Genomic DNA, 21,677 nt, shown 5'->3' on the forward strand with positions numbered 1-21,677 from the left:
TCTCCGGGCAGGGTCAGAAGGCGAAGCTGGCGGTGACGCGGGCGTTGCGCGGCGTGCCGGGCTGCACCCAGAGCTGCGAGAAGGAATTGCTGTACCAGGTGGTGTCGAACAGGTTGTCGACATCCACCCGCAGCCGCACGCCTTCGGTCAGCTCGGCTTCCGCGAACAGGCGGGCGAGAGTGTAGTCGGGCAGTTCGAAGGTGGTGCCGACCTCGCCCAGCCGCTCGCTGACGTGCAGCACCCCGCCGCCGAAGCGCACGTCGCGGCCGGCCACTTCCGTCGAATAGGCGAGCTGGATGTTGAGTGTGTGTTCGGGGATGTTGAGCAGCCGGTCTCCGGCGCGGATCAGCTTGCCGAAATCGGGGTCGGCGACGTCGTTCTCGATCTCGGCGTCGACATAGGCATAGGACACCCACAGATCGAGGCCGGGAGCGAGCTCGCCCTCGAGGTCGAATTCGAAGCCGCGGCTCTGCGCCTCGCCCCCGGCGACGGTGAAGCCGGCATTGACCGGGTCTGCGACGAGGATGTTGCCCTGCTGGATCGAGAAGACGCTCGCCGTGGCGGTCAGCCGGCCGCTGGCGGCGGCATACTTGATCCCGCCCTCGAGGCTCTCCGACAGGTTGGGATCGAAGGGATTGCCCGCGAAATCCGCACCCGAGAGCGGGCGGAAGTTCTCGCCATAGGTGGCGTAGAGCGAGATTTCGGGGGTCGCCCGCCACACCGCGCCGACCTGCGGGCTGAAGCGGTTCTCGCCCGCTTCGCGCACCCGCCCGTTGGCACGGTTGGTGAGGCGCTGGTCGTAATCGTCATAGCGCCCGCCGACGCGCAGTTCGAAGGTCTCGGAGATACCGACCTGATACTGGGCATAGACGCCCGTCGCCTTCTGCACCTCGACCTGGCTGGTGAGCGGAGCCAGGGTTGCGAGCGGGAAGCGGCCATAGACGGGGTTGAAGATGTCGATCGCCTGAAGCTGCTGCTCGGTCGGGTTGCTCGCCAGCGTCGGACCGCGCGCGCGCAGGAACACCTGATCGTTCTCGAAGCGGTCGGTATCCGCGCCGATCAGCACGCGGTGGGTGACGTCGCCGGTGGTGAAGTTCCCTGCCAGTTCGGCGCGGGCGACAAAATAGGTCGCGTCGTAATCGCGCAGGCGGCGCTGGCGGGTGAGGGTGCGCCCGTCGCGCAGCAGGCGCTGGCGGCTGGCGGTCAGCTCGGCCTCGGTCGAGGTCCCGAGCAGCGAGGTGTCGCGGTAGTTCACCCCGACGAGTGCGCTCCAGTTGTCGTTGAAATCGTGCTGCAGCTCGATCTGGTGGCCGAGCACCTCGGCGACGTTCGGCCCCTCTCCCGGCTCGCCGAGAAAGCGGCTGCGCGGGATCACGCCCAGCTGGCCGTTGACCGCCACCACGCCGCGGTCGAAGGGGATTTCCTGACGGGCATATTCCAGCTCGTAGACGATCCGGGTCGCCTCCCCTAGCTTCACCGCGACCGAGGGCATGAAGCCGTAACGCTCGCTCTCGACCGTGTCGCGGAAAGAGCCTGCGTCCTCGTAGAAGCCGACGAAGCGCACGCCGACGGCATCGCCCAGCGTGGTCTGGAGGTCGGCATCGGCGCGGTAAGTGTCGAAGGAGCCGGCGAGCAGGCGGAGCTCGCCCGCGCTCTCGAAGCGGGGGCGCTTGGTGACGAGGTTGACCGTTCCCCCCGGCTCGCCGCGCCCGAACAGCGCGGCGCGCGGGCCCTTAAGGATCTCGACCGCCTCGATTCCGGAAAGGTCGCGCGGGCCAGCGAAGCCGCGCCCGGCATTGAAGCCGTTGACGAGGTAGTTGCTCGGCAGGTTCTCGTCGCCCACGAAGCCGCGCACCGCGAAGCTGTTCCACAGCCCGCCGAAATTGTTCTGCCGCGCGACCGAGGCCGCAAGGTCGAGCGCGGAATTGAGGTCGAGCGCGTTGATGTCGCGCAGCTGCTGCGGGCCGATCACCTGCTCGGCCTGCGGCACCTCGAGCGGTTCGAACTCGCCGCGATAGGCCGGGCGGGTGGCGGTGATCAGGATGTTGCCCTGCGTTTCGCTTTCGCTGGCGGTATCGGCGCTGTCTTCCGCAGCGAGCGGGGCATGGATGAAGGGAAGCGCGGCACCCGAAAGGGTGAGCGCCAGCAGGGCACGGCTCTTGGTCATCGCTGGTCCGGACGAAAGGGATGGGAACGTCGCATGGCGGGCGCCATGAAACTTTATCACATGACCTATGCGCTTCGCCGACCCGAGTCAATCTGCCCTGTCACCGGTGTCCGACCCTCCGCCCGTCCCGGTCAAACGGGCGAGAGGACCGGGGCGGGAGCTAGGCCAGTGCCCTCGCGTAGAGCGCCTTGAGGTCCGCCTCGCCGCGGGCGGCGGCGGTGGCATCGTAGGCGGGGCTGTCGGACACCATCCAGCCGTGATTGCCGGGATAGACGGTGACGATCGCATCGACATCGGCGGCTCTGGCGGCCTCGGCAAAGGTGGTCTTGTCGGCGGGCGCCTTGGCGTCATCGTCCTGTGCCACGGCGATCAGCAGCGCGGCATCGACCTGCGGGAGAACCTTGTGCGGGCTCATCGGCGCATCGGGGCGCACCAGCCCGCCGCCGTGGAAACTCGCCGCCGCCTTGATGCGCGAAGGCACCGCGGCCGCGCTCCAGACGGTGAACGGCCCGCCCATGCAATAGCCCTGCGTCCCGATCCCGCGCGCCTGATCGACCCCCTCCTGCCGGTCGAGCCAGTCGGTGATCGCCTTGGCATCGCGCATGATCGTCTCTGCATTGAGCTTGCCGCGCCAGGGGCCGACCTTCTGGAAGCCGCCTTGTGCGATGAAGGCGGCGAAATCGGCGAACTGTTCGCCGGTGACGTCGCGGTAATAGGGGTTCACCACGAGCACCGCGTAACCGGCGGCCGCGAGTTTGCGGGCGATGTTGCGCTTGGCCTCGCGGATGCCGGCGATGTCCGGCCACAGGATCACCGCGGGATGGGTGCCGCTTTCGGGCTGGACGAGAAAACCGTCCATCCGGCCATCGGCGGTCTCGAAATTGACGCCGCGCTCCTTGAGGCCGGGGAGGGGTTGGGCCAGGCTCTCGCTCTCCCCACTCGCGCAGGCGGCCAGCGCCGCCGCGCCGGTGAGGGCGCCGAACTGGCGGCGGCTGACGGTCGCCCGCGCCCATTCGGCCAGCTTGCTTTCATCGCACATCGAATGTCTCCTCTCGTGCCCCTCGCCACGTCGCCGGTTCTGGCGCGGGCGGGCGCGATCCACAAGCGGGAATGGACAAGCCGTTCTGTGCGCGGCAACATGCGACAAAAGAGGCCGGTGCAAGGCCTAAGGGGAGAGCGGGATCGATGGAATTCAAGCGGTGGGCGCTGGGGGCTGCGCTGTTGCTGTCGGCGGGCACGCTGGCCAATTGCAGCCAGATTTTCGGAGAGGGCGAGAGCGGCGAGGGGATCACCGCCGCGATGCTGGTGTCGGCCGACGGCGATGCCGCCAACTGGATCAGCCACGGCCGCACCTATTCCGAACAGCGCTATTCCCCGCTCGATGGAATCAACCGCGAGAATGTCGGCCAGCTGGGTCTGGCCTGGTATGCCGACATGGACACCGGCCGCGGGCAGGAGGCGACGCCGCTCGTCATCGACGGCAGGCTCTACCTCACCACCGCCTGGAGCAAGGTGAAGGCCTTCGATGCGACCACCGGCGAGAAGCTGTGGGAGTATGACCCGCAGGTTCCCGGCGAGACCGCGGTCAAGGCTTGCTGCGATGTCGTCAACCGCGGGCTTGCGGCCTGGGGCGACAAGCTGTTCTTCGGCACGCTCGATGGCCGCCTGATCGCGCTCGACCGCGAGAGCGGCAAGGTGGCGTGGGAGACGGTCACCGTCGACCAGTCCAAGAGCTACACCATCACCGGCGCGCCGCGGGTGATCGACGGCAAGGTGATCATCGGCAACGGGGGCGCGGAGTTCGGGGTGCGCGGTTTCGTCGCCGCCTATGATGCTGCGGACGGCGAGCGGCTCTGGAAGTTCTACACCGTCCCCGAAGGCGGGCAGGGCAATGATGCGCCCGCGCACCTGAAGAAGGCGGCGGCCACATGGAACATGGACGTGCTCGGCGCGAACGACGCGATCGGCGGCGGGGGGACGGTGTGGGATTCGATGGCCTACGATCCCGATCTCGACCTGCTCTATATCGGGGTCGGCAACGGTAGCCCGTGGAACCGCGCCTATCGCAGCCCCGGCAAGGACGGGACGGGGGAGGGGGACAACCTCTACCTCTCCAGCATCGTCGCGATCCGGCCCGACACCGGCGAATATGTCTGGCACTACCAGACCACGCCCGGGGAGACCTGGGACTTCACCGCCACCCAGCACATCATGCTCGCCGACATGGAGATCGACGGGAAGCCCCGGAAGGTGCTGATGCAGGCGCCCAAGAACGGCTTCTTCTACGTGATCGACCGCGAGACGGGGCAGTTCATCAGCGCCAAGCCCTATGTCACGGTCAACTGGGCGACCGGCATCGACCCCAGGACGGGCCGACCGATCGAGAACCCCGAAACCCGCGTCGACAAGACCGGCAAGCCCGCGCTCGTCACGCCGGGCGCGCTCGGGGGACACAACTGGCACCCGATGGCCTTCCACCCGGGCGAGAAGCTCGTCTACATTCCGGCCTTCGAGGCGGGGATGATGTATGCTCCCGAGGCCAACTGGAAGCCCGACCGCGCACGCGGCTTCAACGTCGGGTTCAACCTCGGCGCGGGCGATCTGCCCCCCGACGGGGGCTTCCGCAAGCAGGTTGCGGGAAGCCTTCGCGGGATGCTGGTGGCGTGGGACCCTGTGGCGCAGAAGGCGCGCTGGACTGTCGAGCACCCCGGGCCGTGGAACGGCGGCCTGCTCGCGACCGGCGGCGGCCTCGTCTTTCAGGGCACCACGGGGAGCGAGTTCAACGCCTATGATGCAGCCAACGGCAAGAAGCTGTGGAGCTTTGCCGCCCAGACCGGCGTGGTGGCGCCGCCCGTCACCTACACCGTCAATGGCGAGCAGTATGTCGCCGTGCTGGCCGGCTGGGGCGGGGCCTATGCCCTGTCGGTCGATGGCGACATCATCGCGCGCAAGGCGCCGGTGCGGAACATCTCGCGCCTGCTCGTCTTCAAGCTCGGCGGCACCGCCAAGCTGCCGCCCGAACCCGCGCTTGCCGACCTGCCACTGGACCCGCCGCCGAGCACCGCCGCGCCGGAGGTCATCGCTGTCGGGCAGGCCAAGTATGGCCGCTACTGCGCGGTCTGCCACGCCCCGGGCGCGGTCGGCTCGACCGTGCTTCCCGACCTGCGCCGCGCCGGATCGCTCGAAAGCGCGCAGGCGTGGAACGCGGTGGTCGAGGGCGGCGCGCTCAAGGACAACGGCATGGCGAGTTTCAAGGGCTCTTTGTCGAAAGACGAGATCGAGGCGATCCGCGCCTATGTCATCAGCCGCGCCAACGAGGATAAGGCGCTGGAGGCGGGGAAGAAAATCGCCCGCCGCTAGGCGCTGAAGAAGTTCAGCTCGAGCAGCACGTTGTTGGGATCGGCGGTGAAGATCTGCCTGAGGCCGATCGACGGAATGTCGTTGACCTTGTAGTCCGCCCCGCGCGCATCGAGCCGCGCCTTCACCGCCTCGAAATCCCCGCAGCGCAGCGCGACATGATGGATCGCGCCGGTCTCGGCACCCGGTGTCACGGCGCGCTCGTAGGCGCGGGGGCAATCCACCGCGTTGAGGTGCAGGATCGCCTGCCCGCCCGCGTCATACATCCACCGCGCGTTCTCGGGCGTCAGCGGCGGAGGGCCGTCGCGCTCTTCGAGGTCGAGCACCTCGGCATAGAAGCGCGCGGTCTCGGCGAGCCGGTCGGTGATGATGTTCACATGGTCGAGGCGCTGGACGATCATGCGGGCAAGGATGCCTTTGCGTCGACGCACCCGCAACTGTCGAAATCCACCGGGCGCATGGCCCGGCAGGCGCGCCTCACACGGCGGCGGTCACCGCGAACAGGCCGAGGGCCGAGATCATCAGCGCGGGCGCGAAAGGCACCGTCTTGGAGCGCATCGTCACCCCCGCGACGCCCACGATCAGCATCGCAACGATGAAGAAGAGGAGATATTCGCCCGGTCCCTCGAACCACGGTAGGAAGGCGATCCCGATCTTGGCCAGTCCCGCCGGAACCCGCAGCGCGGCGAACAGGGCGAGCCAGACCACCAGCCCGCCGCTCCAGAACAGCCAGGGAAGATCGAACGGATCGGGCCGGAACAGGGCGATCGCGATCCCCGCGACCAGAACCGCGAGCGAGCCCCAGTTCGGCAGCGTTCCGCTGCGCAGGTTGACGACCAGCACCGGCAAGAACACGACCACCAGTGCGATCAGGCGCAGAATTTCCCAGGACAGTGCGGGCATGTACGATCTCCTTGCCCCGTGACTGCCATTAACCATTTAAGATAGGGTGAAATCGGGTTCTTTCGGCCTAGCCACGGAACACCACCGTGCGCCCGCCATTCATCAGCACGCGCTCCTCGACGAACAGCCGCACCGCCTCGGCGAGGACGCGGCGTTCGATGTCGCGGCCCTTGCGCACGAGGTCCTGCGGGCTGTCGGCGTGGGTGATGCGCTCGACATCCTGGTGGATGATCGGACCCTCGTCGAGATCGGCGGTGACGAAATGGGCGGTCGCCCCGATGATCTTCACCCCGCGCGCATGGGCCTGGTGATAGGGCCGTGCGCCCTTGAAGCCGGGGAGGAAGGAATGGTGGATGTTGATCGCGCGGCCCCCGAAATGGGCCGAGAGGTCGTCCGAGAAGACCTGCATGTAGCGCGCCAGCACCACCAGTTCGGCGTCGGTCTCCTCCGCCAGAGCGCGCAGGCTTGCCTCGGCGGCGGGCTTGGTCTCGGGGGTGACGGGGATGTGGTGGAAGGGGATGTCCCCGATATCCACACGGATCGCGGCCTCGCGCGGATGGTTGGAGACGATCGCCACCGGCTCGATCGCCAGTTCCCCGGTGCGCCAGCGGTAGATCAGGTCGACGAGGCAATGGTCGAACTTGCTGACCATGATGATGGTGCGGCGCGGGCGATCCTCGCGCGCCATCTTCCATTCCATCCCGAACGTGTCCGCCAGCGCGGCGAAATCGGCGCGCAGGCGTTCGGCGGTCGAACCGTCGGGATCGAACACGACGCGCATGAAGAAGCGGTCGGTCCCGCCGGCTTCCGCGCGGTCGTTGAACTGCTGGGCGTCGAGGATGTTGGCGCCCCGCTCGAACAGGAAGCCGGTGACCCGCGCGGTGATGCCGGGCCGGTCAGCGCAGGCGAGGGTAAGGACGAGGGGCTCGGCCATCTTACCGCGCCAGCGCCGCCTCGGCCTGCGCCATCAGCTCGGCGATGATGTCGGCGGCGGGTTCCTCCCTGGTGACCATGCCGACCGACTGGCCCGCCATGACACTGCCGTTCTCGACATCGCCCTCGATCACCGCGCGGCGCAGGGCACCTGCCCAGAAGTGCTCGATCTGGAGCTGGGCTTCGGCCATGTCGATCCCGCCTTCGTCGAGCAGGGCCGCGACTTCGCGCTGCTTGGCGGTGAATTCCTCGGTGCCCTTGTTCTTGAGCGCGCGCACGGGGATCACCGGCAGGCGGGGGTCGACCTGCACGCTGGCCACCGCCTCGCGGGCCGAGGCGCGGAAGAAGGCTTTCTTGAAGTCGGGGTGGGCGATGCTCTCGGTCGCGCAGGCGAAGCGGGTGCCGAGCTGGACGCCCGCCGCGCCCATCTCGAGATAGCTCGCGATCGCCTCGCCCCGGCCGATGCCGCCGGCGACGAAGATCAGGTGATTGCTCGCGAGTTCGGGCAGGATCTCCTGCGCCAGCACGGAGGTCGAGACGGGGCCGATATGGCCGCCCGCTTCCATCCCCTCGATAACCAGCGCATCCGCGCCCGAGCGCAGCAGCTTCTTGGCGAGGGCGAGGGTCGGGGCAAAGCAGATCACCTTGATGCCGCTCTCGTCGGCCTTGATCGCCTCGACGCTGCCCTTGGGCGGGATGCCGCCCGCCAGCACCACGTGGGTGACGCCGTGTTTGCGGCACACCGCGATCAGATCGAACAGCGCCGGGTGCATGGTGATGAGGTTGACGCCGAACGGCTTGCTCGTCAGCGCCTTGGTCGCGGCGATCTCGGTGTCGAGCAGTTCGGGAGTCATCGCCCCGCAGGCGATCACGCCGAAACCGCCCGCATTGCTGATCGCGGCGACGAGGTTGCGCTCGCTGACCCAGCTCATCGCGCCGCACAGGATCGCGGTCTCGCAGCCGAGGAAGTCGGTGCCGCGCTGCATCAGCGCGGCGGTCTTTGGGTAGGTTTCCATGGGGGGCGCCCTAGTCGCTGGAAGGGGAATAGACAATCCGCACCGCGCCCGCCGCCTGCCTGGCAAGCTCGACCGCTGCGGGGGCGTCGGCCGCGCGGGCCAGCGCCACGCCCATGCGGCGGTAAGGGCGGGTGACGGGCTTGCCGAAGATCCGCACGTCGGTGTCGCCCAGCGCGAGCGCATCGGCGAGGCCCCCGAAGGTGAAGCTCTCGCACTCGCGGTCGGCGAGGATCACGGCCGAGGCGGCGGGGTGCGCGGCGATGCTGTCCGGCACCGGCAGGCCGAGGATCGCGCGGGCGTGGAGGTCGAATTCGGTGAGATCCTGCGAGGCGAGCGTCACCATGCCGGTGTCGTGCGGGCGGGGGGAGAGTTCGGAGAAGATCACCTCCTCGCCCCTTACGAAGAACTCCACCCCGTAGAGCCCCCAGCCGCGCCCCCCGCCCTGAAGGGCGGTGACGACCTTGGCGGCCATGTCCTGCGCGGCGGCGAGGGCGGCGGGGCTCATGGCGGCGGGTTGCCAGCTCTCGCGGTAGTCGCCGCGCTCCTGCCGGTGCCCGATCGGCGGGCAGAAGGAGATGCCGCCCGCATGGCGCACCGTCAGCAGGGTGATCTCGTAGTCGAAGGCGATGAACTGCTCGCAGATCACCCGCGCCCGGTCCCCGCGCATGTTGGCGACGGCATAGTCCCACGCGGCTTCCAGCGCCTCCGGCCCGTCGACCTTGCTCTGGCCCTTGCCCGAGGAGGACATGACCGGCTTCATCACCAGCGGATAGCCGATGCGCGCGGCGATGGCCTGCGCCTCGGCGTAGCTTTCGGCATAGCCGTATTGCGAGGTGACGAGGCCCAGCTCGCCCGCCGCCAGATCGCGGATCGCGTCGCGGTTCATGGTGAGCTGTGCGGCGCGGGCCGAGGGGACGATGGTGAAGCCCTCCTGCTCCAGCTCCGCGAGCATCTCGGTGCGGATCGCCTCGATCTCGGGGACGATCAGGTCGGGCCTGTGCTTCTCCGCCGCCGCCCGCAGCGCCGCGCCGTCGAGCATGGAGAACACCTCGCGCGCGTCTGCGACCTGCATGGCGGGGGCATCGTCATAGGAATCGCAGGCGATCACCCGCGCCCCGAGGCGCTTTGCGGAGATGGCGAATTCGCGGCCCAGTTCGCCCGAACCGAGCAGCAGGATGGTGGCAATGTGGCTCATGGGCGCGGTTTAGCGAACCGCCTGCGCGAGTCCAGTTATGCGGCTCTGCGATGCCCGGCTGCCGCCACCTGCCCCCCGCCGCCGGCGCGGGCGAGGACGAGGCCGAGTTCCGCCTCGCGCAGCGTCCAGTCAACCGTGCATTCCACCCGCGCCAGCCCCGCACTCGCGGTCAGGTGCGGGGCCCTGGCCGAGGCGGGGGCGGCAAGGCCGGCGAAGGTCGTCACCACGTCCTCGGCCCATTCGCGCGCCCCGCGCGAGGTCATTTCCGGAAGCAGCACCGCGAACCGCTCTCCATCGAGCTGTGCAAGCTCATGCCCCGGCAGGGCCATCGTCTCGAGGAACTTGGCAAAGCCCCACACCACCTCGTCGGCGGTGCGCTGGCCATAGCGCAGCAGCAGCGCGCGCATGCCGTCGACCGCGAAGACCGCGATCATCTGCCCCCCGCCGTGCGCGAGATGGCGCCGCAGGCTGGCGCAGAAGGCCTGGCGGTTGGCGAGGCCGGTGAGCGGATCGGTGATGGCGCGGGCGTGGAGCTCGCCCTCGAGGCTGCGCAGCTGCTGGACCGAGCGCATCAGGCACAGCGCCCCGTCGGGCACGCCCGCCTCGTCCAGCATCGGCTTGAGGCTGAGCGCATACCAGCGCTGGCATTGCGTCTCGCGGCAGGTGTCGCGCTCGGGGCAGGCGATCACGGGGAACTCGACCCACCCCGTCTGCCCGCGCCCGGCCAGGGCGGCGGAAACATGCTCGCCAAGGAAGGGCGCATGGTCGCGCTCCGCGAGGTCGGTGATGTGGGGAAGCAGCAGCGCCGCGGAGCAATCGAGCCCCAGTTCGGCGATGTTCGCTGATGCGTGGATGATGAACCCCTGCCGGTCCAGCCTTATCACGATATCGCCGGATGTCTCCTCCAGCAGTCCGTGCAGTACATGCCCCTCGACGTCACTCAGCCCGATCTTCATACCGACAGTGCCCCAGCGGTCCAACGAAAGATTCGCCAACTCGCTCCTAGTCAGAATTACTTGGTAACTAACGAAACGCGACCAGATGAAAACTTCCCCCGTTTTCCCGGATGCAGAACATTCTTTTGTTAGTTCGGTAAATCTACTTGACTAAAAAACGAATCACCTCCGGGTTCGGTTTACCATATTTTTACAACGGGTCAGTCCTTCCAATACGTATTGGTCACAGTAGGTAGGGGCTTCTAGGCGCGGGAACCGCACCGGATCATAGTTCTATCATGATTCTGACAGCCGCCGGCGTGGTGCCGCAGGTCTCGGCGATTCGGTGGCGGCATTCCTCGACCACGGCGTCGATCTCGCGCGGGGCGGGCCCGAGCGACAGCTGGCCGGGATCGACCCCCAACGCCGCGGCGATCGCCTCGAGCCGTTCGGGCAGGGGGCGGGCCTTGCCCTTCTCCCAGGCCCAGACCGTGGGCTTGCTGACCCCGAGCGCGGCGGCGACATCGGCGAGCGTCAGCCCCGCCTCGCGCCGCAGCCGGTTGAGCCGCGTGCCGAGCGCATCGCCGCTGGCGAAGGCCTGCGCGGACACGCCCGGCGCGGGGCTCAGCGGGCGGGTCGGCACGCCCGGCGCGAAGCCCTGCAACTGCGCGGCGGCGAGCGCCGCCGGGCCGATCGCTTCGGCGAAGGCGCAGCCGTAGAGCCGGTCGGACCGCCACACCACGGTCGCGACCACCGCGCCCGCTTCGGGCAGGTCGAGCGCGAGCTGTTCGCCCACGGCAAGGTCCAGCCCGCTCTCGAGCAGCAGGCCCGCCGAGGAGATGTTGTGGATCGTGACGTTGGCCTCGCCCGCGCCCACGACGAAGCCGCTGGTCTCGAGCCGCAGCGCCCGCCGCGGGGTGCTGCGCCCGCCTTGGTCCGTGCGGGACTGGTGATCGAGGTGCGCCTTGATGGCCATGCTGTGCGACTCCGCGCCCGTGACTGGGCGCGCGCACCCTCCGGCCCCAAGGGTTAAGACGAAGTCACCTGAATTGGTTAATTGGGATAGAATGGCCTACCGATCAGCTAACCGCGTCCAGCCCGTAAGCCGTGTGCAGCACGCGCACCGCGAGTTCGGTCTCGTCCTCGTCGATCATCACGCTGATCTTGATCTCGCTGGTCGAGATCGCCTGGATGTTGATGCCGCGGTCGGACAGCGCCCGGAACATGCTGGAGGCGACGCCCGCGTGGCTCTTCATGCCGACGCCCACGACGCTGATCTTGGCGATCTTGCTGTCGGTGATGATGCGATTGAAGCCGATCGCGTCGCGGCGGTCTTCCAGCAGGGCCTGCGCGCGGGCGAGGTCCGATTGCGGCACGGTGAAGGTCACGTCGGTCTCGCCCTTGTCGCGGCCGACGTTCTGGATGATCATGTCGACATTGATCGAGGCCGCGGCGAGCGGTTCGAAGATGTTGGCCACCGCGCCCGGACGGTCGGGCACGCGGGTGAGGATCACCTTGGCCTCGTTCTTGTCATGCGCGATCCCGGTCACAAGCTGGCGTTCCATCAGGCCCTTCTCCACCAATTCGTCCATTTCCTCGTCCGAGACGATCATCGTCCCCGGCAGATCGTCGGCGGGCGGCGCGCCCTCGCCGATGAAGCTCGAAAGCACCTGCACCCGCACCTTTTCCTTCATGGCAAGGCCGACCGAGCGGGTCTGGAGCACCTTGGCCCCGACGCTGGCGAGTTCGAGCATTTCCTCGTAGGTCACCGCCTTCTGCTTCTTCGCCTTGGCGACGATGCGCGGGTCGGTGGTGTAGACGCCGTCGACGTCGGTGTAGATGTCGCAGCGGTCGGCCTTGATCGCGGCTGCCACGGCGACCGCCGAGGTGTCCGACCCGCCGCGCCCGAGCGTGGTGACGCGATTGTCCTCCGACAGGCCCTGAAAGCCCGGGATCACTGCGATCTCGCCCGCTTCCATCGAGGCGATCAGCGCGTCTGCATCGATCGATTCGACCCGCGCCTTGGCGTGTGCCTCGATGGTGTGGATCGGCAATTGCCAGCCGAGCCAGCTGCGCGACTTGCAGCCGAGCGCCTGTAGCGTCAGCGCCAGCAGCCCGCTGGTCACCTGCTCGCCGCTCGCCACCACAACGTCATATTCGGCGGGGTCGTAGAGCGGGTTGGCCTCGCGGCAGAAGTTCACGAGCCTATCGGTCTCGCCCGCCATCGCGCTGACCACCACCGCCACCTGATCGCCGCGCGCGGCCTGCGCGCGCACGATGTTGGCGACGCGGCGGATGCGCTCCGTCCCGGCCATCGAGGTGCCGCCGAATTTCATCACGATCCGTGCCAAGGGGTCCTGCTCCCGCTGGTGAGTGTCCGCGCGCGCTGTTAGGAGGGCTTCATGGGAAACGCAAACATCTCGAATGTTACCATTCGCCCCGAAGAGGCGGATTTTTTCGCAAAGCTGGCGCGCGACTGGTGGAATCCCAAGGGCCCGATGGCTTCGCTGCACCAGGTCAACCCGGTGCGCCTTGCCTTCATCCGTGACGCGATCGACGCGCATTGGCCGGGTGCCGCGCGCGAGGCGAGGCCGCTGGCGGGCAAGTCGGCGCTCGATATCGGCTGCGGGGCGGGTCTCTTGTGCGAGCCTCTGGCGCGCCTCGGCGCAGCGGTGACAGGGGTTGATGCGGCGGCGGAGAATGTTTCGGCGGCGGCGGCCCATGCCGAAGGTATGGGGCTCGATATCCGCTACATGGCAGGCGAGGTCGCGGGGCTCGACATCGGCACCTTCGATCTCGTCACCTGCGTCGAGGTGATCGAGCACGTCGCCGACAAACCCGCTTTCCTGCGCGATGTCGCGGCCCGGCTGGCGCCCGATGGCCTGCTGGTCATGTCCACCCCCAACCGCACGACTGCATCGCGGATCTTGCTGGTCGGGGCGGCGGAGGCGGTCGGCTATGTCCCGCGCGGCACGCACCACTGGGACGAATTCATCACCCCCGAAGAGCTGGAGGCGCTGCTGGCTGATACGGGCCTTGCTGTCACGGCGAAGCGCGGCATCGCATGGCGGCCGGGCAAGGGGCTGCACCTGTCGGAGGACATGTCGCTCAATTACATTCTCTCTGCGAAGCGCGCCTGATTCACCAATTCCGTTCGCCCTGAGCTTGTCGAAGGGCCGCTTTCCCTTCGCGACGCGGAGCCGACTCTCGAAGAAATACAGTGCTTCGATAAGCTCAGCACGAACGGAGTTCAGGGGCAGCTGCGCCCCTTCAGCGGCCCGTCGGAGAACACCCCTGCGACGCCCGCCGCCCTGAGCATCTCCGCCAGCTTCACATCGCCGCAGCCTCTGGCCTTCGGGTCTTCCCCCGTCCGCAGCATCGCGGGGAGGAAGTCGTTTTCGGGTCGCACCGTCCAGGCATGGACCGCCAGCCCCGCCGCCTTCGCATCGGCCACCAGCGACGTCGGCGTTCCTTCCGGCGTCAGCACCAGCGCGATGTGCGCGCCCACGACGTCCGCATATTTCGCGATCTCGGCCAGCCCGATGGGCGTCGCCATGTCGGCATAGCGCATCGTCGGCTCGTCCGCCGGGCCGCCGACGGGCGCGACCAGCTGCACCAGCTTGAACCCGCCGCCGCGCTGCTTCAGGCGCTGGAGCGGGGCGATCTCGAAGCTCTGGATGAACACCGGGTCGCCGGGCGTGATGCCGAGCTGCCGGAACTCGCGCAGCAGCAGGTCGACAAGGTCGATGCCTTCGTTCTGGAGCAGGAAGGTGGAGTGCTTCAGTTCCGGATAGATGCCGATCCGCCGCCCGGTTTCGGCCTCCTTGGCGCGCACCAGCTTCACGATGTCGGCCAGCGTGGGGACCTGATGGAGCCCGTCGAAGCGCGCATTGGCAGGCCGCAGCGAGGGGATGCGCTCGCGAGCGCGCAGGGTGCGCAGTTCGGCGAGGGTGAAGTCCTCGGCAAACCAGCCCGCGATGCGCTGCCCGTCGATCGTCTTCTCGCGGCGGCGGTCCTCGAATTCGCGCCGGCTGGCGACATCGGTTGTGCCCGACAGCTCGTTCTCGTGGCGCGAGACCAGCACCAGGTCCTTGGTCGCGACCAGATCGGGCTCGATGTAGTCGGCGCCCTGATCGATGGCGCGCTCATAGGCGGCGAGCGTGTGTTCGGGCCGCTCGGCACTCGCGCCGCGGTGGGCGATGACCAGCATGTCCTGCGCGGTGGCTGCGGCGGGCACCATCGTCGCCAGCAGGATCAGAGCAAGGCTGCGGACCATTCGTCTTCCTTGAAACCGACCAGAATGCCGCCCGCATGCTCCACGACGGGGCGCTTGATGATGCTCGGGTGCTGGACGAGCAAAGCGACAGCCGTGTGACTGTCCGCCGCCTTGGCCTTGTCGGCATCATCGAGCGCGCGGAAGGTGGTGCCCTTGCGGTTGACCACGGCATCGAGCCCCGCCGCCGCGATCCACGCGGCGAGCCTTTCGGGATCGGCGCCCTCCTTCTTGTAATCGTGGAAGGTGCAGGCCTTGCCCTGCCTGTCGAGCCAGGTGCGGGCCTTCTTGACCGTGTCGCAATTGGGGATGCCGTAGAGGTGGATCACGAACCTTGTCTCCGTTCGCCCTGAGCTTGTCGAAGGGCTGTTCTTCACTTGAGGCATACCGCTAGAAGAAAGTGCGGCCCTTCGACAAGCTCAGGGCGAACGGGCTAAAGATGTTTCGCCAGATGCGCGTCCGCAATCGCGACCGCGAGCGCGTCCGCCGCGTCGCTCCCCGCGATCCGGACGCCCGGGAGCAGCACCTTGACCATCGCGGCGACCTGCGCCTTTTCCGCCGCCCCGGTGCCGGTGACGGCTTTCTTCACCAGCCGCGCGGCGTGTTCGTTGACCGTCAGCCCCGCCGCCCCGCACGCCGCCAGCACGCAGCCGCGTGCCTGCGCGAGCTTGAGGGTCGACTGGGGGTTCTTGTTGACGAAGATCTCCTCCGCCGCCGCGCGGGCCGGGCGATGTTCGGCGATCACCGCGGCCAGCCCTGCTGCAAGCGCCGCCAGCCGCTCAGGCATGGGCGCGGCGGGATCGGTCTTCACCTGACCGTTGGCGACATGGGCGATGCGCGCGCCCTCGGCCCGGATCACGCCCCAGCCGGTCGAGGACAGCGAAGGGTCGAGCCCGAGGATCAGCACCTTGCGCTCACAGACCTATCGTCAGGCCGATGCGCCAGGCGGCGGCGAGCAGGAAGGCGCTGCCGAGGGCGATCGCCAGCAGCCATTCCCAGCGTTTCAGCCCAGCTTCTCCATCACCTCGTCGGGGATCTCGTAATTGCCCCAGACGGTCTGCACGTCGTCATCGTCGTCCAGCGTGTCGATCAGCTTCATCAGCGTGCCGGCGACTTCCTCGTTCACCTCGACGGTGAGCACCGGCTTCCACGCCAGCTTCACGTTGTCGGCCGGGCCGAGCACTTTCTCGAGCTCGCCCGCAACGCCGTGGAGCGCGTCGGCGGCAGTCCAGATGGTGTGGCCGTCCTCGGAGGATTCGACATCATCCGCGCCCGCCTCGATCGCGGCTTCGAGCACCTTTTCCTCGTCGCCCGCGGCGGCCGAGTATTCGATCAGCCCGCGCCGCTCGAAGCCGTGGCTCACCGAGCCTTCGCTGCCGAGGTTGCCGCCGTTCTTGCTGAAGGCGGTGCGGACATTGGTGGCGGTGCGGTTGCGGTTGTCGGTCAGCGCCTCGACGATCAGCGCCACGCCGCCGGGGCCGTAGCCCTCGTAGCGCATCTCGATATAGTCCTCGCCGCCCGCCTGGCTGGCCTTGTCGATGGCGCGCTGGATGTTGTCCTTGGGCATCGACTGCGTCTTGGCGGCGTTGACCGCGAGACGCAGGCGCGGGTTCATGTCGGGATCGGGCATGCCCATCTTGGCCGCCACCGTGATCTCGCGCGAGAGCTTGGAGAACATCGCCGCGCGTTTCTTGTCCTGTGCACCCTTGCGGTGCATGATGTTCTTGAACTTGGAATGGCCTGCCATTGGACGAACTTCACCGGATTGATGGGGATGTGAGCGCGGGCCTTACTCCGGCAGGCGCGGCCGATGCAAGGGTGGGCGCGATGACCTTCCGCGAGCGGGTGGCCGATGCCGGCCGCTTCGCGCTGCGCCCGACCTTCGTCGCGCAGCCGATGGCGTGGGGACCGGCGGCGGCGCTCGCGCTGCTGGCGCTCCTCGTGCTCGATCTGGCGCTGGGTCTGCTTGCGATGGGCATGGCCGAGGGGCTGGACAGCCTCGTGCCCATAATGCCCGAGCCGGTCGAGGAGGACATCACCCTTGCCGAGGACGCCTTCCTCTCGCTGCTGCTCGCCCCGCTGCTGGAGGAGCTGCTGTTCCGCGGCTGGCTCAGCGGACGGCTCGCGGCGCTGCGTTTCGCGCTCTACGGCCTTGCCGCGCTGGCGCTGTTCATGGGGAGCCTGTTCGCCGGCCCCGGCGCGGCGACGGCTCTGGCGCTGGCGGGGGTGGGGACGGCGATCGCGGGCCTCGTCCACTGGAGCCGCACCCGTCACCGCGACCGCGCGGTGCCTGCGTGGTTCATCCGGCACTTCGGCAAGCTCGTGTGGGGATCGACCCTGCTGTTCGGCCTCATCCACCTCGGCAATTTCGAGCCGCTGACCCATCCCCTCGGGGTGCTCGTGGTGCTGCCCCAGACCATCGGCGGGCTGCTGCTCGCCTATACCCGCACCCGGCTGGGCCTGGCGGCGGCGGTGGCCCATCACAGCGCCTTCAATGCCGTCGCGCTGGTGCTCGATTACGGCTGGTGAGGGCGAGACCCCCGCTCACGGCGCGATGCGAGGCCACGGACCTCGGCCGTGGCGGTCAGACCCGCACCGCCGTGCCGCTGGCACTCACCATCAGCATCGAGCCGGTGTCGCCGATCACCTCGTAATCGAGATCGATCCCGACCACCGCGTTCGCCCCGCGCGCGGCGGCTTCGGACTGCAGTTCCTCGATCGCCTGGTTGCGCGCGTCGGCAAGGATCCGCTCGTAGGAGCCCGAGCGCCCGCCGACGATGTCGCGGATGTTGGCGAACAGATCGCGGAACAGGTTCGCACCGACGATAACCTCGCCGGTGACGATGCCCATGTATTCCTGGATCGGGTGCCCCTCGAGCGTCGGGGTGGTGCTGACGATCACGCTGCGCGCGTCTTTCCAGGGGGATGCCATGCCGTCTCTCCTTTGAAGGCTGTGTTAATGTCATAACACAGCCGGGTGACGTTGCAATGACGCTCCACCGCGCGCGCGCGGCGGCTCACGCCATCCCGAGCGCGGTCTTGTAGGTTTCGAGCAGCATGTCCTGTTCGCTGCGGTCGTCGGGCTTCATCTTCCGGAGGCGCACGATCTGGCGCATGATCTTGGGATCGTAGCCGACGGCCTTGGCCTCCATGTAGACGTCGCGGATGTCGTCGGCGATGCCCTTCTTTTCTTCCTCGAGGCGTTCGATGCGCTCGATCAGCAGGCGCAGGCGGTCATCGGTGGCGTCGGCCATGGGGGTGTCTCCGTCGGAATGAGAATCAGTTGGCCGGTGCGATAGCCAGCCGACTGCCCCGGGTGAACAGGCGCAACCAATTATTCCTGTGCGTTCTTCGCCATACTCGCCTCCATCCGAGCGAGCTGTTCCTCGGTCGCGGGGGTCTGGCGGGTCGCCTTCCATTCCGCGCTCGGCATCCCGTGGATCACCTCGCGCGCTTCCTCCTTGTCGCCGGGGTAGCCTGCGTCGCGAATCCAGTCGGCGAGACAGTTGCGGCAGAAGCCCGCCAGCCCCATCAAATCGATGTTCTGCGCATCGTGGCGGTGTCTCAGGTGGCGCACCAGACGGCGGAAGGCGGCGGCGGCCTGGGCGTCATCGAGCGCGTCGAGCGGATCGGCATTGCTATTCATCGCGGCTTTTCCTTGAGTTGAAATGCGCCTGTGCCATAGGCTCTCCCCAAGAGGGATAGCCAATAATGTCACGACGGATCGACCCGCGCGGCCGCAAGGTCAAGATTCTTGCCACCATCGGCCCGGCGAGCCGCTCGCCCGAGATGCTGGAACGGCTGGTCAGGGCCGGGGCGGATGCCTTCCGCCTCAACATGAGCCACGGCAGCCATGCCGATCACGAACCCGTGGTCGCCGCGATCCGCGCGCTGGAAAAGCAGTTTGCGCGCCCGATCGCGATCCTCGCCGACCTTCAGGGCCCCAAGCTGCGCGTCGGCACCTTCGCGCAAGGCCAGGCGGTGATCCGCCATTCGGGCCACTTCGTGCTCGACCGCGACGAGACCCCGGGCGACGAGAACCGCGTGTGCCTGCCGCACCCGGAACTGTTCGGCATCATGGAGCGCGGCCAGCGCCTCCTCATCAACGACGGCAAGATCCGCCTCAAGGTGCTCGAGGCCGATGACAGCCGCATCCTCTGCTCCGCCGAGGTTGGCGGGGTGATCTCCGACCGCAAGGGCGTCAACGTCCCCGATGCCGAAGTGCCGATCCCGGCGCTGACCGAGAAGGACCGCCGCGACCTCGCCTTCGCCACCGATCAGGGGGCGGACTGGATCGCGCTCTCCTTCGTGCAGCGGCCCGAGGACATCGCCGAGGCGAGGAAGCTCATCGGCACCCACGGCACCGCGATCTGCGCCAAGATCGAGAAGCCCAAGGCGGTCGACCGGCTCGATGCGATCATCGAGATGGCCGACGGGATCATGGTCGCGCGCGGCGATCTGGGCGTCGAGCTCGAACCCTACGAGGTGCCGCCGCTCCAGAAGATGATCGTCAACACCGCGCGCCGGGCGGGCAAGCCGGTGATCGTGGCGACGCAGATGCTCGAAAGCATGATCGAGAGCCCCTCGCCGACCCGCGCCGAGGTCTCGGACGTGGCGAACGCGGTCTACGACGGGGCCGATGCGGTGATGCTCTCTGCCGAGAGCGCGGCCGGGGCCTGGCCCGAGGAATCGGTCGCGATGATGGACCGGATCGCGGTGCAGGTGGAGCGCGACGAGGGCTACAAGGCCCGGGTGCGCTTCCTCGACACGCCGCCCGATGCGACGACCTCGGATGCGCTCGCCCATGCCTGCATGACCATCGCCGACACCGTCCCGATCAGCGCGATCACGGTGTTCACCACCAGCGGCTCGACCGCGCGGCGGGTGGCGCGCGAGCGGCCCGCGACGCCGATGCTGGTGCTCACCCCCTCGACCCGCACCGCGCGCCGCGTGGCGCTGCTGTGGGGCGCACACGCGGTCGCCACCAAGGACATCGGCAGCTTCGAGGAGATGATCGGCAAGGGCAAGCGCATGGCGCTGCGCCACAAGTTCGCCGCTGCCGGGGCGAAGCTGATCGTGCTCGCGGGTGTGCCCTTCGGGACCCCGGGGGCAACCAACCTGCTCCATGTCGTGACCCTGACGGGCGACGAGCTCGACAAGCACAAGGCCTGAAGGGCGGGGTCATCCGCCCGGTTCAGAACGACTGCACGATCCTGAGGTTGAGGCGCGGCGAATTGTCGCCGGTGTCGTAGCGTTCCTCGGTGAGCGGCACGGCCACCTCGACATCGAGATCGAGATCGCGGGTGATGTCGGTGCGCAGCCCCGCGCCGCTCGAGGCGAGGGTGCCGCCGCCGAGACCGCCACCGAGGTTCGAGACCGTGCCCCCGTCGGCAAAGGCATAGAGCTGCAGGTGCCGCACGCCGCCCAAGGCGCGGGGCCAGTCGTAACGCAGCTCCGCCGAACCGGCCACGCCCTCGTCGCCGACCCGCTGCGCGAAGTCGTAGCCGCGCAGGAACTGGGTGCCGCCGAGCACGAAGCTCTCGCCGATCAGCAGCGGCGTGGTCGAAAGCTGGCCGGTGGTGGCGAGCGAGAGGCTGACCCGCGGGACGATCCCGCGCCGCCAGTTGAGCCACCATGTAAGCGTCGTAAAATCGGGCGCTGCATCGAAGCGCGAGGCGAGCGGATCGCCGGTGCCGGTCGCACCGAGCACCGGAAGGCCCTGGCTCACCGTGGCGCGCCCTTGCAGGCTGCCCCCGGCGAGCGGGCCGTATCCGTAGAAGCCGAGCCGCGCGAGCGCGATCCGGTCATGTCGGGCAAGCTGCCCGAAGGTGTCCTGGCGCAGATCCTGCACCTCGCCGCTCGCCTCGAGCCACAGGCTGCGGGCCGAGCCGCGCATGAGCGGATGGCGGAGCCGGAGGCCTGCCTGCCACGCCTCGCCCAGCAGGCCGCGGCCCGCCAGATAGGCCCCCGGTTCGGTGCGCGACCATGATCCGAAGGCGCCCACGCTTGTCCCGGCATCGCTCACGATCACGGTGTAGCGCGCGCTGAAGAAGGCCAGTTCCTCGGGGTCGAAGGGGGTCGCCGAGATGCTGAGATCGACCCGGTCGCGCGGGGAGATGAGGCCGTTGGCGTCGAAATCGATGCGCGCCCGCACGGGACCCAGCGGCTTGGTGCCGTCGGTCGCGACAAGCACGCTGCCGCCCGCGTCGCTGCGCGCGGCGTCGACCACGAGGATGCGGCGCGTGCCTTCGCGCTCGAAGCGGGTCGAGCGGATCCACACCCCCGGAAGATCGTCGGCCAGCAGCACCTCGCGCTGGAGGGCGGCGAGCGTGACGGGGGCGCCGCCGACCAGCCGTTCGAGCTGGCGGCGGATCGCGGGATCGTCGGAGCCCTCGATCCGCAGGCCGTCGATGGTGCCCTCGTCGATGCGCACCCGCAGCATCCCGCCGACCAGCGCCTGTTCGGGGATCCAGGCAGAGGCGAGGACGTAGCCCTCCTCGCGCGCCCGCGCGGCAATGGCGTCGGTCAGGCGCACCAGTTCCGCGCGGTCGAGCGGGCGTCCGGCGAAAGGCTCGATCACGCGGGCAAAGGCGGCGCGGTCCATCGCCACCAGCCCGTCGATGACAATCGCGCCGACATCGACGGTGCCGCCGTCGCCGCTGCCGGCGGGCGGCATGTCGAGCACCGGCTGCACCTCGATCCGGACTTTGTCGGGGGGCGGGAGCTGCGGCTCGTCGCGGTTGACGAGGCCCTGAGGGTTGGTCCGGTCGAGCGCATCCTGCGCCGCCAGCGGGCTCGCCGCCAGCAGCACCATCGCGCTTCCCCAAAGATTAACCGGTCGCAGGATCAAACGGCACCCACAAACAACAAGTGAGCCATTCCCCTACAATGCAAAGGT

Annotated in this window: 22 protein-coding genes; 4 read left to right on the forward strand and 18 right to left on the reverse strand. The window is 68.4% G+C overall.

Going from position 1 to position 21,677, the window contains the following annotated elements:
* Positions 1–13 precede the first annotated feature (13 nt).
* Both ACMX37_RS01740 and ACMX37_RS01745 read right to left on the reverse strand, forming a co-directional pair.
* A complete protein-coding gene (locus ACMX37_RS01740) occupies positions 14–2,167 on the reverse strand; it encodes a TonB-dependent siderophore receptor (RefSeq protein ID WP_483147247.1) in 2,154 nt (717 codons plus the stop codon).
* Positions 2,168–2,327: 160 nt separating this feature from the next.
* Positions 2,328–3,206, reverse strand: coding sequence for a dienelactone hydrolase family protein (locus ACMX37_RS01745; RefSeq protein ID WP_483147248.1), 879 nt, complete (start codon positions 3,204–3,206; stop codon positions 2,328–2,330).
* 146 nt (positions 3,207–3,352) lie between these two features.
* On the opposite strand from ACMX37_RS01745, the gene ACMX37_RS01750 reads away from it, so the two are divergent.
* A complete protein-coding gene (locus tag ACMX37_RS01750) occupies positions 3,353–5,527 on the forward strand; it encodes a PQQ-dependent dehydrogenase, methanol/ethanol family (RefSeq protein ID WP_483147249.1) in 2,175 nt (724 codons plus the stop codon).
* On the opposite strand, the gene ACMX37_RS01755 is transcribed toward ACMX37_RS01750, so the two are convergent.
* The 8 genes from ACMX37_RS01755 to ACMX37_RS01790 all read right to left on the reverse strand — a co-directional run bounded on the left by ACMX37_RS01755 (position 5,524) and on the right by ACMX37_RS01790 (position 12,857).
* Positions 5,524–5,925: a VOC family protein gene (locus ACMX37_RS01755; protein WP_483147250.1), complete on the reverse strand. Its 402-nt coding sequence runs from the start codon at positions 5,923–5,925 to the stop codon at positions 5,524–5,526. The two genes, ACMX37_RS01750 and ACMX37_RS01755, sit on opposite strands and share 4 nt — an antisense overlap.
* A gap of 76 nt (positions 5,926–6,001) precedes the next feature.
* Positions 6,002–6,427, reverse strand: a complete 426-nt coding sequence (locus ACMX37_RS01760) for a hypothetical protein (protein ID WP_483147251.1) — start codon at positions 6,425–6,427, stop codon at positions 6,002–6,004.
* Between the two features lie 67 nt (positions 6,428–6,494).
* On the reverse strand, positions 6,495–7,361 hold the full coding sequence (purU, locus tag ACMX37_RS01765; RefSeq protein WP_483147252.1) for a formyltetrahydrofolate deformylase: 867 nt from the start codon (positions 7,359–7,361) through the stop codon (positions 6,495–6,497).
* Position 7,362: 1 nt separating this feature from the next.
* Positions 7,363–8,376: an NAD(P)H-dependent flavin oxidoreductase gene (locus tag ACMX37_RS01770; protein ID WP_483147253.1), complete on the reverse strand. Its 1,014-nt coding sequence runs from the start codon at positions 8,374–8,376 to the stop codon at positions 7,363–7,365.
* A 10-nt stretch (positions 8,377–8,386) separates the two neighbouring features.
* Positions 8,387–9,571, reverse strand: a complete 1,185-nt coding sequence (gene purT / locus ACMX37_RS01775) for a formate-dependent phosphoribosylglycinamide formyltransferase (RefSeq protein ID WP_483147254.1) — start codon at positions 9,569–9,571, stop codon at positions 8,387–8,389.
* A gap of 35 nt (positions 9,572–9,606) precedes the next feature.
* Positions 9,607–10,527, reverse strand: coding sequence for a GGDEF domain-containing protein (locus tag ACMX37_RS01780; protein ID WP_483147255.1), 921 nt, complete (start codon positions 10,525–10,527; stop codon positions 9,607–9,609).
* 265 nt (positions 10,528–10,792) lie between these two features.
* On the reverse strand, positions 10,793–11,482 hold the full coding sequence (locus tag ACMX37_RS01785; protein WP_483147256.1) for a helix-turn-helix domain-containing protein: 690 nt from the start codon (positions 11,480–11,482) through the stop codon (positions 10,793–10,795).
* Between the two features lie 103 nt (positions 11,483–11,585).
* Positions 11,586–12,857, reverse strand: coding sequence for an aspartate kinase (locus ACMX37_RS01790; RefSeq protein WP_483147257.1), 1,272 nt, complete (start codon positions 12,855–12,857; stop codon positions 11,586–11,588).
* A 51-nt stretch (positions 12,858–12,908) separates the two neighbouring features.
* On the opposite strand from ACMX37_RS01790, the gene ubiG reads away from it, so the two are divergent.
* Positions 12,909–13,646, forward strand: a complete 738-nt coding sequence (gene ubiG / locus ACMX37_RS01795; protein WP_483147258.1) for a bifunctional 2-polyprenyl-6-hydroxyphenol methylase/3-demethylubiquinol 3-O-methyltransferase UbiG — start codon at positions 12,909–12,911, stop codon at positions 13,644–13,646.
* 110 nt (positions 13,647–13,756) lie between these two features.
* Here the strand turns inward: ubiG and ACMX37_RS01800 are convergent, their stop codons facing one another.
* From ACMX37_RS01800 to ACMX37_RS01815, 4 genes are all read right to left on the reverse strand, one after another.
* Positions 13,757–14,782, reverse strand: coding sequence for a glycerophosphodiester phosphodiesterase family protein (locus ACMX37_RS01800; protein WP_483147259.1), 1,026 nt, complete (start codon positions 14,780–14,782; stop codon positions 13,757–13,759).
* Entirely contained in the window at positions 14,761–15,108 is a 348-nt protein-coding gene (locus ACMX37_RS01805; RefSeq protein ID WP_483147260.1) for an arsenate reductase, read from the reverse strand. Before ACMX37_RS01805 ends, ACMX37_RS01800 begins: the two co-directional genes overlap by 22 nt.
* Before the next feature lie 104 nt (positions 15,109–15,212).
* A complete protein-coding gene (ruvC, locus tag ACMX37_RS01810) occupies positions 15,213–15,686 on the reverse strand; it encodes a crossover junction endodeoxyribonuclease RuvC (protein ID WP_483147261.1) in 474 nt (157 codons plus the stop codon).
* A 96-nt stretch (positions 15,687–15,782) separates the two neighbouring features.
* Entirely contained in the window at positions 15,783–16,526 is a 744-nt protein-coding gene (locus ACMX37_RS01815; RefSeq protein ID WP_483147262.1) for a YebC/PmpR family DNA-binding transcriptional regulator, read from the reverse strand.
* A 29-nt stretch (positions 16,527–16,555) separates the two neighbouring features.
* Between ACMX37_RS01815 and ACMX37_RS01820 the strand changes: the two genes are divergently transcribed.
* On the forward strand, positions 16,556–17,308 hold the full coding sequence (locus tag ACMX37_RS01820; protein ID WP_483147263.1) for a CPBP family glutamic-type intramembrane protease: 753 nt from the start codon (positions 16,556–16,558) through the stop codon (positions 17,306–17,308).
* A gap of 55 nt (positions 17,309–17,363) precedes the next feature.
* Here the strand turns inward: ACMX37_RS01820 and ACMX37_RS01825 are convergent, their stop codons facing one another.
* From ACMX37_RS01825 to ACMX37_RS01835, 3 genes are all read right to left on the reverse strand, one after another.
* Positions 17,364–17,711, reverse strand: a complete 348-nt coding sequence (locus ACMX37_RS01825; protein ID WP_172835901.1) for a heavy metal-binding domain-containing protein — start codon at positions 17,709–17,711, stop codon at positions 17,364–17,366.
* Between the two features lie 85 nt (positions 17,712–17,796).
* Positions 17,797–18,033: a DUF2312 domain-containing protein gene (locus ACMX37_RS01830; protein WP_088912538.1), complete on the reverse strand. Its 237-nt coding sequence runs from the start codon at positions 18,031–18,033 to the stop codon at positions 17,797–17,799.
* Positions 18,034–18,113: 80 nt separating this feature from the next.
* A complete protein-coding gene (locus tag ACMX37_RS01835) occupies positions 18,114–18,425 on the reverse strand; it encodes a DUF1244 domain-containing protein (RefSeq protein WP_483147264.1) in 312 nt (103 codons plus the stop codon).
* 65 nt (positions 18,426–18,490) lie between these two features.
* Here ACMX37_RS01835 and pyk point away from each other — a divergent pair, with 65 nt between their 5' ends.
* On the forward strand, positions 18,491–19,951 hold the full coding sequence (gene pyk / locus ACMX37_RS01840; protein WP_483147265.1) for a pyruvate kinase: 1,461 nt from the start codon (positions 18,491–18,493) through the stop codon (positions 19,949–19,951).
* Between the two features lie 22 nt (positions 19,952–19,973).
* Here the strand turns inward: pyk and ACMX37_RS01845 are convergent, their stop codons facing one another.
* Positions 19,974–21,593, reverse strand: coding sequence for a ShlB/FhaC/HecB family hemolysin secretion/activation protein (locus ACMX37_RS01845; protein ID WP_483147266.1), 1,620 nt, complete (start codon positions 21,591–21,593; stop codon positions 19,974–19,976).
* Positions 21,594–21,677: the final 84 nt, after the last annotated feature.

It is taken from the genome of Porphyrobacter sp. THAI-01a (genome assembly GCF_056868655.1).